We start from the raw sequence: 13,148 nt of genomic DNA on the forward strand, positions 1-13,148 counted from the left end.
AACGCCCAGCCGGCCACCCCGGCTTTTGCCCGACCTTATGAAGCGACTGCTCGCCGCCTTTTTCTGCTTAAGTTTTCCGTTGCTGCCCGCGGCGGCCCAAATGGCTAAGCCGCCGGCTGCCAAGCCCGGCGTGCCGCCAGCCGCCACGCCAGTGCCGCCCACCGATGGCCGGGCGAGCGGCGAGGTGCGCCCCGGCCAGGTGAGCGTGCAGCGCTACACGGGGCACCTCTCGCCCGACCCGGCGCAGTTTATCATTGATGTGCGCACAATGATGCTGGCTACTAATAATGCGGGCGCGATGGCGCTGGGCGACAAGCTGCGCCAGCTCTGGGGTAGCAACCAGCTCACGGCCAGCCAGCAAACTGCCATCGCGGCACTTTCGCAAAAAATGCTGGATAAGAAGCTGCGGCCGGTGCCGCACCTCACGGCATTTTACAGCGCCCTCGTGACGGGCAAAGCCCGCGCTGGCCTGAGCGACCAGCAAGTAGACCAGTACCTCGACGCGCTAGGGCAGTCGGTGGAGAAAGACCCGGCCGCCGACGTAGAAAAATACCTGCTCACCACGGCGCGGGTGCTCAATGGCGGCTACCTCTACCGCTCGGGTTTTAACGCGTTGCGCGTGATGAGCGGGCAGTTGTCGTTTGCTTATAAAGCGGCCGCCGCGCCCGACCCCAACGCCACCTTCGATACCACCCCGGCTCTGCCCAAGCCAGCAGCCCTGCCGGCCGCCAAGCCCGCGGCCGCCGCAGCTAAGCCGAAACCCAAGCCTAAGCCCGTAGCCAGGAAAAAGCGCGCCAGTGATGGCTGGGACACGGCCGATATGTGGAGCACCCCTAGCAAAGCCAGCAAGAACGATGGCTGGGGTAGCGCCAACGACGGGTGGGGCCCGCCTGTCAGCAGTGCCCCCAAAAAGAAGGCTAGCAACGACGGCTGGGGCGCACCGGCTAATGATGGCTGGGGCACGCCCAAGAAAAAAACGACCGCCAAGGCATCGGCTAAAGCGACGCCTAAACCCGTAGCGGCAAAGCCGGCCGCTGCGCGGGCGCCCAGTGCCTCGGACTTCGACCAGCCCAACGTGCCCTTTGCGCCATCGGCCAGCGCGGCGTATGACGCCTACTATCCGCCGGCTATCAGCGGGCCCACGATTGAGCTGAAGGACGCGGAGCTGGTGATGCGCACGGCCAGCGACTCGATTGTGATTCATAAGGTGAGTGGTACGGCGGCCACGCTGGGCAGCCACTTTCTGGCCACCGGCGGGCAGGTGGCCTGGACGGTGAAGGGCAACCCCGTGACGGCCGACCTTGGCCCCTTCGACTTCGACCTGGCCAAGCCCGAATTCACGGCCCAGCCCGTAACCCTGACCTATGCCGCACGGCTCGAAGCGCCCGTAAAAGGTGCCCTTAGCTACAAGAGTGTGCGCCGCAAGGCGGGCGCTACCGAAAGCAGCTATCCGCGCTTTATTTCGCTCACCAATGATGTGCGTATCAAGGATATCGGGCCCGGTATCAAATACCAGGGCGGCTTGTCGATGGCCGGCAGCACGCTGCTCTCGGCCTCGCTCGATGGCTCGCTCTCGCACCTCACCGTGAGCCAGGATAACAAGCTGCGCTTCCGCTCGGCTTCGCGCAATTTTGTGCTCGGCGACTCGGTCATTACGGCCGGCCGGGCAGGCGTGGCGCTGTATGAGAGCACCGGCGATTCCATTACCCACCCCGGCGTGGAGCTGAAGTACTTGAAGAGTAAAGAGCAGCTGAAGCTGCTATACGAGAAGGGCTTATACCATAACGCGCCCTACTCCGACTCGTACCACCAGGTAGACATTCGCGCCCAGCTGCTGACCTGGAACCTGCGCGAGCCGAAGATGGACTTTAGCATTATTACCTCGCCCACGCAGGTATCGGCCGATTTTGAGAGCAGCAACTTTTTTTCGTTTACCCGCTACCAGCAGCTTAAAAGTATCAACCACCTGCACCCGCTGCAGTTGCTGCTGGGCTACAGCATCGAGCACGGCCACAGCAGCGTGCTCAATGTGCACGACGTGGCTGTGGCCACCGGCACCAACGAGGCCAACCTGCGCTCGGCCATCAGTGGGCTAGCCCGCGATGGGTACGTTGATATTCTGCCCCAAACCGGCGAGGTAGTGCTGCTGCGTAAGGGCCGGCACTACGTGGGCGCCGCGCGCGACAAAAAAGACTACGACCACATCGACATTAAGTCGCTCAGCGGCTCGGGGCGTAGTGCCACGCTCAACCTGGCCAGCAACCAGCTAATAGTGCACGGAGTGAAGCAGTTTAGCTTCTCCGATGACTCGGCGGCAGTGTTTGTGCAGCCCGACAGCGGCACGGTGCGCATGGAGCGCAACCGTAATCTCAAGTTTGGCGGGCGCGTGAAAACGTCTATTTACGGCTTTAAAGGCAAGGACTTTCTTTTCGACTATGACGGGTATTACATCGACATGCCCCGCATCGACTCGCTTACTATTCGGAATAAGCGCAAGAAAGCCAGCAACAAAACGGTGTCGGCTGACGAAACCCACGCCAGCGATTTTGTGCTCACCAATAAGGGTAAGTACCAAAGCGGGCGCCTTTACCTGAACGACCCGACCAACCGCTCGGGCCGCAAGAAGATGCCGAAGTACCCGGCCTTTGCCTCCTCATCGGGCGCTTATGTCTATTTTAACAAGCCCGATGTGCTAGGGGGGGCCTACGACACCACTACCTACTTCGACGTGCCCCCGTTTAGCTTCGACTCGATGGGCACCGGCAAGTCGCGCGGCAACTTCATAGGCGTATTTCATAGCAAGGCACTGCCGCCCATCAAGACGGCCCTGAGCACGCAGGAAGACGGCTCGATGGGCTTTGTGCACACTGTGCCTGCCGCTGGCTATCCCATGTATGGCGGCAAGGGGCGCCTCGCGCCGGGCGCCAAAGTGCGCCTCAATAAAGACGGCCTGCAGGCGAAAGGCACCGTAACCTACCTGGCGGCTACGCTCCAGAGCGACCGCTTCGTGATGTACAGCGACTCGCTCACCGGCGAGGGCAAGGCCGGCGGCATTGCCGCTAGCCCCACTACACCCAAGGTGGTGCTGCCCACCGGCTACCTCATCAACTGGAACCCGCGCGCCGACTCGCTGCGCCTGCGCACGCCACCCGATGGGGCCACGGCTAAAGTATATGCCGACCACACCTTTAAAGGCTCGCTGCTGCTGACGCCTAAGGTAGTGGGGGGCGCTGGCCGCCTCGATGGCCCCCAGAGCTACGTGCGCTCCGAAAGCCTGGTGTTCAAAAACGACTCTTACTCGGGCCAGAAGGCGCTGCTAAGCGTGAAGTCGGCCCAGGCCGGCAAGCCCGCGCTCACGGCCAACGACGTGAGCCTGACGTATGACCTCAAGCGTGGCTTTGCTGATTTTAAGCGCGAAGCGGGCAGTAAAGCCACCATCGACCTGCCTTATACCGACTTCAGCAGCTCGCTCAACACGGGGCGCTGGGACTTCAAGAAAAAGCGCGTGCTGCTGAGTGCGGGCGCCGACTCTACGCACTCGTACTTCACCTCGACGCGCCCCGACCAGTACGGCCTGAAGTTCCGGGCCGAGTCGGCTATCTACGACCTGGCTAAGTACAAGCTGCAAGCCAAGGGGGTGCATACTATAGCCATTGCCGACTCGTGGGTGATGCCCGATTCAGGCCGGGTAGCGGTGCTGCCGGGCGGCAAGTTTCAGGAAATGCATCGGGCCCGGGTACTGATGGACTCGGTGTCCAGGTTTCACCGCCTCTACATGGGTAGCCTCGTTATTAAGTCGAGGTATGAGTTTACGGGCCAGGCCAAGTACACCTTTAAGTATGCGAATGGCGACTCGGTGGCCCTCACGTTTCGCGACTTCCACCCCGACTCGGCCAATGCGCATCCCCTGGCCGGTGCCACCACCCACAAGCGCGGCGGCCTGACCAGCCTGCTCCGGGCACGCAAGGCTGGCGACGAGGCTCCCGTGAGCAGAGGAGTGGCGCTTGCTGGCTCGGCCAATGTGCAAGACACCGACAACTTCAACCTGGCGCCGCGCATCGGCTACCGGGGCGAGGTAAAGCTGAACTCGCAGCGGCGTGGGCTGGCCTTCCAGGGTGAGGTGAAGCTCAACTTCGGCAAGAACAAGGCCGGTGCCGACTGGATAGCTATGAAGGACACCGTCAACCCGAAGAGCATTGCCATTAACCTGGAAGATGCGAAAGGGGAGGATGGCACTCCGCTCCTTGCCGGCCTTTTTATGGGCGATGAGGGGCAGGGCCTGTACCCCCTATACTTTGGCACGCCCAATAGCACGACCGATGTGCCGCTCTTTAAAGTAGACGGCACGCTGCGCTACGACACCAAGGCGGGGCGATACTCGCTCTCGCGGGCCAAACTCGACGACCCGGATGAGTACGAAGGGGCTGCGCTAACTTTTGAGGAAGCAACCAATAAGCTGGCCTGGCGCGGTCCGCTCAACCCCCTAGCGTCGCAGAAAAACTTCACCATCGCCGGTGCTGCGGTGGGCACGGCAGCGCCCGACTCGGGGGCCTACCGTATGCGGGCGATGCTGGGCTTTAATATCACGATGCCTGAGAAGGCACCGGAAGCTATGGCCGCTAACGTGGTCAAGCTCACCAAGTCGTCGGCCGAAGCCATCGGCAATGACCCCAACGACCTGTTCCTGATAGGCCAGCTAGGGGGCAACGCAGCGGCTAAAAACTTTGCCGACCATAAGATGGGCGCTGCCCCCGATGCCTTGCAAAAGCTGTCGCCCAAGTTTTTGCGCACGCTGCTTATCAACCGGGTTGACCTGCGCTGGAATGCCAAGCAGCGGGCCTGGTACTCGGTAGGTCCCATCGGACTGGGTGGCGTGGGCAAGCAGCCCTTCAATGCCCTCATGCAGGGCCTGTTGGAAGTAAAGCGCGTGGATGGCCAGGATTATGTGGAGCTCTACCTGGAGCCCTCGCCGGGCTACTTCTATTACTTCCGCTTTGACAAGGGCGTGCTCGTGACGCAGTCGCTCGACGAGAAGTATAACTATGCCGTTAGCTCCAAGGCCAAGTACGACTACAACACGGCTACCGAGTATGGCGCCTTCCTCGGCGACCTCGATGAGGTAGAAGCCTTCCGGACGCGCTTCCGCAAGACCTACCTTAACGAGTCGGACAAGGAAACCATGGCGCGCCGCAAGGCCATGGCGGCCGCCGAGGAAAAGCTAGCCCAGGAAAAAGCGGCCGAAGAAGAAGCCGCTGCCGCGGCCATCGAAGCCAAGAAAAACCGCAAGCGCAAGCCCGACGAAGCCACGGGCACCGAGGCAGGCGGCGGCTCGGATAGCTTTGCCGAGCCCCCGGTTGAGGCCCCCACCAAGAAAAAGAAAAAGAAGGCGAATGACCCCTTCGGCGATGGCATAATCGAGCCGGCCGCCGCTCCGGCCCCGGCTAAAAAGGAGAAGGTGAAGGAGAAAGCCCCTGAGCCCGCTGCTGCCCCACCCGAGGCGCCGGCCAAAAAGGAGAAGGCCAAGGTCAAGGACCCCGAGCCGGACCCTAGCGCCGAACCCGGGGTGGAAACGGACAAAAAGTCGAAAAAGAAAAAGAAGAAGACGGAGGCCGAAGACCCCTTCGGCGACTCCTAGCAGTCCAAAGTAAGCCGCCCCGGAGCCGACCTCCGGGGCGGCTTACTTTTGCGCCATGCTACTTATCGCTTTGGCGCTGCTTGCGGCGTATTTGCTAGGCTCCATTCCCACGGCCCTGTGGGTGGGCCGGGCGTTTTTTAACCTCGCCGACATTCGGGAGCACGGCTCTGGCAACGCTGGCGCTACCAATACCTTCCGGGTGCTGGGCAAAAAAGCAGGCTCGTTTGTGCTGCTCGTCGATGCTTTTAAGGGCTTCGCGGCAGCCTGGTTTCTGCCCAATCTGCTACTAAGCCAAGGGCTTATTCAACCCGAAAATCTGTTTTACTACCGACTGGCCTGCGGGGTGCTGGCGGTGGTGGGACACATCTACCCGGTGCTAGCCCAGTTTAGGGGCGGCAAGGGCGTGGCTACCATCCTGGGTATGATGCTGGCTATTGCGCCGGCCACGGTGGGCGTGGCGCTGCTGGTGTTTCTGGTGGTGCTGGGCACTACGCGCTACGTGTCGCTGAGCAGCATGACGGCCGGGGTGACATTTGCTTTTTTACAATTACTACCCGCCTTCCGGCCCGCCAACTCACTGCAGGTGTGGTTTGGCTTTCTGCTAGCCCTCATGCTCATCTATACCCACCGCGCTAACATTGGCCGCCTGCGTGCCGGTACCGAAAGCCGCGTGCCACTGTGGGGCAAGCGATAGAGCCTTATGGAATTTAATGTTCTTGCAACGCGGCAGTTCGGGAATAAGCTAGTGGTCATCTATGATTGGATGAATTTCCCATTCGCTGGGCCTGTTCGTAATCTCTACGCATATGATGCGGAAGGCGGTAGAGCATGGATAGCAGAAGCCCGGCGGTTGGGAGATTTTTATACTGATTTCGTGGGCGATGGTACTTTGCTCCAAGCTGCCACTTTTGACTGTTTCTGTTGCACACTAGACCCCGAAACGGGGAAGATTATCAGGAGTGAACTAACGAAATGATATGTCTTCTACTGCCAATTTTCCTCAACTTACCACTTCGCGCTTGCGTTTGCGCGCCTTCGCTCTTGCTGATGTGCCCCACCTCGTGGCCCTGGCTGGCAACTACGAAGTAGCCAAAAACACCCTCAATATTCCGCATCCTTATGGGGTGGAGGATGCCCGCCGCTGGGTGCAGCTTACCCAGGAGAATATTGAGCGGCAAACCGGCTACGCCTTTGCTATCGAGCTGCAGGCCACTGGCGAGTTTATCGGTGGCATCGGGCTCACCGTGGAGCGGCGCTTTGACCGGGCCGAGGCAGGCTACTGGCTCGGGCAGCCCTACTGGGGGCAGGGGCTAGCCAGCGAGGCGCTGGCGGCGGTGCTACGCTTTGGCTTTGAGAAATTGGCGCTGAATAAAATCTACGCCACGCACATTGCCGAAAACCCAGCCTCGGGCCGGGTAATGCTGAAAAACGGTATGGTAAAGGAAGGAGAGCTGGCCCAGCATGCCAAGCGCGACGGCCGTTACTACGACCTGTGGCAGTACCGCCTCACGCGGGCCGAGTACGCAGCGCAGCAAGCCGATGTGTAAAATTTTGGCATTCGGTAAAAAGTAGGGTTGTCTTTTAGCGTAGGGCTGGCCAAGCCGGCTAGCGGTAGTGCGCCATGCCTACCACCATCAACATAAAAGTGAGTGTGTAGTAGGCGAATAGGGTAGGGGAAAAGCGCAGGAGAAGCAGGCAGATGGTAGAAGATAGACGCCTTTTTTAAGGCGCATTTTCTGCACCTTTGGGTGCTGGCCCTGACCATTTTGGCTAGGCCGCCGGCTGTTTACCAACCTCTTTCCCTTTTCCACAAGTATGACTGCACCTTTTACTGTGCAGGCTCGCCGCTATTGGCGGGCCGCTCTCTACGGCGGAGCACTGCTGCTAGGCCTGCCAGCCGCTAGCCACGCCCAATGCACCCAGCTCGTTTGGGCCGATGAGTTCAACAACGCCACCCTCGACACTACCAAGTGGAAGGTCGTCACCGGCGATGGCTGCCCCACGGTGTGCGGCTGGGGCAACGCGGAGCTCGAAAACTACCGCGCCCAAAACATCGCGACCACCGGCGGTAATCTGGTCATCAGCACCAAGTTTGAAACCACCACGGCTCCTAGCGGCAACACGTATCAGTACAGCTCGGGCAAGCTGCAGTCGAAGATTCCGGGCAAGGGTACACTCCAAACCTTCAAGTATGGGCGCATTGAGGCGCGCATGCAGCTACCCTCGGCGGGCGGCGTGTGGCCGGCTTTCTGGATGCTGGCCGACCCCGGCAACTGGCCCACTACCGGCGAAATCGACATTATGGAGGCCAAGCACAAGAACCCGACTTCGGTGACGGGCACGGCCATCGGCAATGCGGGAGGTAATAATCCGTACTTCGCTAGCCGCACCTACGCGGCGGGCGTCGATTTATCGACGGGCTTCCACGTGTATGCCCTGGAGTGGGGGCCCGATGTGCTGCGCTTTTACGTGGACGGCAACCTCTACAATACCGTAACGCCGCAGACCACCCCCAACGGTGTCTTCCCCTTTAATGACAACAACTTCTACGTCATTTTGAACGCGGCCGTGGGTGGCCCCGGCTCGGGCTACACTGGCAATATCGCGCCTACGCCCGCCGACTACCCCACGCAGACCCTAGTGGATTACGTGCGCGTGTACAAGGGCACCTACAACTACGCCGTGATTGGCGACGGGCAGGTATTTCCCAACGAGCAATACAAAAACTACCGCATCGACCCCATTGCGGGCGGCACTTATACCTGGACGGTGCCTAGCGGCGCCACCGTTGTGAGCGGCCAGGGCACCAACACCATCACCGTAAACTGGGGCAGCACCGGCGGTAATGTGGCCGTATCGGTAGCCGTTAGTGGCTGCACCACAGGCTCTTACACCAAGGCCGTTACCATCGGTCCGGCCTTGCAGGTAGAGAAAGTATTTGAGGACTTCGAGAGCAACCGCCTGCTAGCCTATGCCGGCACGGGCACGCTCACCCAAGCGGTGGCCAACCCCGGCAGCGCGGCGCCCAATACCTCTTCGACCGTGGGCAAGTACGTGCGCGCCGCCTCGCAGCAATATGATGTGCTGAATGTCAAGAACCTGGCTATCGCCGACGCCAATGACTTCGTGGCCGGCCGCAAAAAGGTGTACGTGGATGTGTACTCGACCGCGCCGGTGGGCAGCAAGGTCACTATGCAGTTTGAGAACAGCTCGGTAACTACTGCCACCAACTACCCTAGTGGGCGACATAGCTCCTACAAGGCGTTCACGACCAGGCAGAATGCCTGGGAAACGCTGGCGTTCACCTACGAGCAAACCATTGATGCCGGCACGAGCATCTTCGCCATCAACAACGTGGCTTTCCTGTTTGAGCCAGCTACGTACACCGGCGATACGTTTTACTTCGACAACGTGCGGGTGCTGACCCAGCCCACGCCGCCCATCGTAGCCACCACCGTGCTCGAAAACTATGATGGCACCAGCGCCATCAGCTACGATGCCACGGGTACCAACGGCACCTACACTGCGGCCGTGGCCAACCCCTCGGCCACGGGCGTAAATACCTCGGCCAAGGTGGCTAAGTACGTGCGCAACAGCACCCAGCAGTACGACGTGCTGTTCTTCAATGCTACCCCGGCTGGCACCGTCATCACCGACGCGGGCAAGTTTAAAGACCAGACGTATCAGCTGCAGCTAGACCTCTACACCGACGCGCCAGTGGGTACCTCGGTGCGCATTACGCTGCAAAACAAAGCCGCCGCAGCAGGCAACTACCCGGCCGGCCGCAACAGCACCTACATCGTCAATACCACCACGCAGAATGCCTGGGAAACGCTCACGCTAGACTTCGACACCGCGCCCGATGCCGGCACGGCCAACGTGGCCATCGACCAGCTAGCCGTGTTGTTTGCGGGCAACTCGAATACCGGCAATACCTATTACCTCGACAACCTGCGCATTGCCAAGCACGTGGCCGACCCCACGTATTCGGCCGGCTCCACGTTTGAGGACTACGAGGCGACGCACAACCTGACCTACCTCAGCTCGGACGGCGCCTATTCGCCCACCGTGGCTAACCCCTCGGCTACGGGCGTTAATACCTCGGCTCACGTGGGCCAATACGCCCGCAAGGCCACAGCTACCTACGACGTCTTGTCGTTCAGCACCAACTCTATAAAGGATGGCAGTGCCTACGTTTCGGGCACTAAAGTGCTGGCGATGGACCTGTATACCAGCGCGCCCGTGGGCACCGTTATTTCGTGGCAGCTAGAAAGCAGCGCCGCTTCGACCCCTAGCAATTATCCAGCGGGCCGCCACAGCATTTACCAGGCCGTGGTACAGAAAACCAACACCTGGCACACGCTCATCTTCACCTACGCCAGCTCGCCCGATGCCAGCACTACCGACGCCAGCGTAGACCGGGCTGTGTTCCTGTTCGCGCCCAATTCCAGCACCGGCGATGTGTACTACGTCGATAATCTGCGCAGCCTCAGCAAGAATGGCGCTACCAACGCGGCCCCGACGGTCAGCCTGACCTCGCCAGCGGCGGGTGCCACCTACACGGCTCCCGCCAGCCTTACGCTCACCGCCAATGCAGCCGACTCGGATGGTACGGTGAGCAAAGTAGAATTCTACCAGGGCACTACGCTGCTAGGCACGGCCACCGCTAGCCCCTACAGCTACACCTGGGCCGGCGTAGCCGCGGGCACCTACTCGCTCGCGGCCAAAGCCACCGACAATGCGGGCGCCGCCACTACCTCGGCCGCCGTGAGCGTGACGGTGAGCGCCGCCCCCACCAGCACCAACCTCGCCCTGAACAAGCCCACGTTCACCTCATCGACCGAAAACTCGGGCACCCCCGGCTCGGCCGCTGTGGATGGCGACGCCACCAGCACCCGCTGGAGCAGCGCCTTTGCCGACCCGCAGTGGCTTTACGTGGACCTGGGGGCTAGCTACAATGTGAGCCGGGTAAAACTGACCTGGGAAGCTGCCTACGGCAAAGATTACCTCATCCAGACCTCGCCCGATGCCTCGACCTGGACCACCATCAAAACCGTGACCGGCAACACCACGCTCACCAACGACTGGACCGGCCTGGCCGGCACCGGCCGCTACGTACGCATGTATGGCACCGCCCGCGGCACCACCTACGGCTACTCGCTCTACGAGCTGGAAGTGTACGGCACCGCCGCCAGCGGTGGCACCAGCACAGGCACCGCCTGCTCGGGCACGGTGGCTAGCGGCGACTACACCTATCAGGTAGCGACCACCAGCGGCAACGTCAACTGGACGTTTATCCCGCAGGCGCCCATTGCGGGCTGCACCATGGCGCTCATCTACATCAAAGCGGGCGCGGCCAACGGCTACGCCGGCTATCAAATGACAGCTTCGGGCAGCAATTTCACCTTCTCGCAGGCGCAGCCGGCCGGCACGGCTATTTCGTTCTACTTCACCTACCGCGTAGGTACCAGCACTACCGAGCGCAACTCCAGTGCCACGCCGCACAGCTACACGGCCGGCACTACCTGCACCGGCCGCCTCATGGCCCCCGCAGTCCCCGCCAGCGTAGCTAGCCCCACTAATGCTGCCTACCCCAACCCCGTCGCCAGCCGCCTCACGGTCGGGCTAAGCGGCGCGGCGGCCCACACCCTCGTGCTGCGCGACCTGCGCGGCGCTGTAGTACACACCGCCACTGCCGAGGCTGGCCAGGCCAGCACCGAGCTCGACGTGAGCCGCCTCCCAGCGGGCGTATATCTGCTCACCGTGAGCAGCGCCGAAGGCCAGCAGGTGCACCGCATTCTGAAGCAATGAGGCCCCGACCAATTGTGGAAGGCTGGCCCCCTGATGCCGCAAAACAGGACGCTAGCGGACGCTAACTGCCCTGCCGAAAAATAATCGGAGCCGCTACATCTGCTAATTCAGCAGATGTGGCGGCTTTATTTTCTGATAGCTGCAGCAAGTAGCTGAAAATTAGTGTAGCGCGCATTTGGTATTTCCAGAAAAAACCCTAGCTTTCGCTCCTAAACACTTTGGTAATCTATGGAAACGCAAGCGCTGAAGTATCCTGCCATCCGCAACTACGTCGCCGGTCAGCCCATAGACACTCCGGCCGCCGCCCTGCTCGATGTGTTTAGCCCCTTGAGCGGCGCCATCATCTCGGCCATGCCCCTGAGCAGTGCCTCCGATTTGGATGCGGCCGTGAAAGCCGCGCAGGCGGCGTTCCCGGCCTGGTCGGCCACCCCGATTAAGGAGCGGGTGCAGATATTTTACCGCTACAAAACGCTGTTGGAGCGCGACATGAAGGCCCTGGCCGACCTCGTGCGCGAGGAAAACGGCAAGACCTACGACGAGGCCCGCGCCGAAGTCGAAAAAGCCGTGGAGCTCACCGAGTTTGCCTGCTCGCTGCCGCAGCTCATCCAAGGCGAGTTTCTGGAAGTGAGTAAGGGCGTGGAAGCCCGCGCCGAGCGCAAGCCGCTAGGGGTGGTGGCTAGCATCGCACCGTTCAACTTCCCCAACATGGTGCCGCACTGGACCATTCCAAATGCCCTCGTGCTCGGCAACTGCATGATACTGAAGCCCTCGGAGAAAGTGCCGTTGAGCGCCGTTAAAATCGCCGAATTATTGAAAGAAGCCGGCCTGCCCGATGGCGTGCTCAACGTGGTAAACGGCGACAAAACCATCGTCGAAGCCATCTGCGACCACCCCGGCATCGCGGCCGTGTCGTTCGTGGGCTCGACGCCCATTGCCAAAACTGTCTACATCAGGGCCACCTCCAACCTCAAGCGTTGCGTGGCGCTGGGTGGGGCCAAAAACCACCTCATCGTGCTGCCCGATGCCCACCCCGAAATGACGGCTAGCAACGTAGCGGCAAGCATGTCGGGCTGCGCGGGGCAGCGCTGCATGGCCGGCTCCACGATGGTGGGCGTAGCTGGTATCGACCACATTGTAAGTAAGCTGGTCGAAGAAGCCAAGAAGATTGTGCCGGGTCAGAACCTAGGTTCTGTTATCAGCCGCGAAGCCAAGGAGCGCATCGAGCGCTACATCACCGAGGCCGAAGCGGCTGGCGCCAAGGTGCTGCTCGACGGCCGCGGCGCGGTCGTGCCCGGCCACGAGGATGGCTACTACGTGGGCCCCACGGTAGTCGATTATGTGACGCCCGACATGGCTATCGCCAAGGAAGAAGTCTTCGGTCCGGTGCTGGCCATTCTGCGCACCAAGAGCCTTGACGAGGCCCTAGCCATCGAAAATGCCAACCCCTACGGCAATGCCGCCGCCGTTTTCACCCAAAGCGGCAGCCATGCCCGCTACGTAATGGACCACGCCAGCGCTGGCATGATAGGCGTGAACATTGGCGTGCCCGTGCCCCGCGAGCCCTTCTCATTCGGCGGCTGGAACGAGTCGAAATTCGGCGCTTGTGATATCACCGGCAAAAGCTCCATCGAGTTCTGGACCCAGCTCAAGAAAACCACGACCAAGTGGAACCCCGAGTCGCGGGTGAACTGGATGAGCTAGG

Annotated in this window: 6 protein-coding genes; all 6 read left to right on the forward strand. The window is 61.1% G+C overall.

The features are described from left to right. Positions 1 to 37: 37 nt before the first annotated feature. The 6 genes from J4D99_RS16325 to J4D99_RS16345 all read left to right on the forward strand — a co-directional run bounded on the left by J4D99_RS16325 (position 38) and on the right by J4D99_RS16345 (position 13,147). Entirely contained in the window at positions 38 to 5,635 is a 5,598-nt protein-coding gene (locus tag J4D99_RS16325) for a hypothetical protein (protein ID WP_208132801.1), read from the forward strand. Positions 5,636 to 5,690: 55 nt separating this feature from the next. Further along, positions 5,691 to 6,329: a glycerol-3-phosphate 1-O-acyltransferase PlsY gene (gene plsY / locus J4D99_RS16330; RefSeq protein WP_208132802.1), complete on the forward strand. Its 639-nt coding sequence runs from the start codon at positions 5,691 to 5,693 to the stop codon at positions 6,327 to 6,329. A gap of 69 nt (positions 6,330 to 6,398) precedes the next feature. Then, entirely contained in the window at positions 6,399 to 6,611 is a 213-nt protein-coding gene (locus tag J4D99_RS22330; RefSeq protein ID WP_503104895.1) for a DUF7957 family protein, read from the forward strand. Position 6,612: 1 nt separating this feature from the next. Beyond that, a complete protein-coding gene (locus J4D99_RS16335) occupies positions 6,613 to 7,182 on the forward strand; it encodes a GNAT family N-acetyltransferase (protein WP_208132803.1) in 570 nt (189 codons plus the stop codon). 268 nt (positions 7,183 to 7,450) lie between these two features. Then, entirely contained in the window at positions 7,451 to 11,446 is a 3,996-nt protein-coding gene (locus J4D99_RS16340; protein ID WP_208132804.1) for a discoidin domain-containing protein, read from the forward strand. Between the two features lie 228 nt (positions 11,447 to 11,674). Further along, positions 11,675 to 13,147: a CoA-acylating methylmalonate-semialdehyde dehydrogenase gene (locus J4D99_RS16345; protein ID WP_236018700.1), complete on the forward strand. Its 1,473-nt coding sequence runs from the start codon at positions 11,675 to 11,677 to the stop codon at positions 13,145 to 13,147. The last annotated feature ends 1 nt before the right edge of the window (position 13,148 follow it).

The organism is Hymenobacter sp. BT559 (assembly GCF_017571525.1).
GTDB lineage: Bacteria > Bacteroidota > Bacteroidia > Cytophagales > Hymenobacteraceae > Hymenobacter > Hymenobacter ginsengisoli.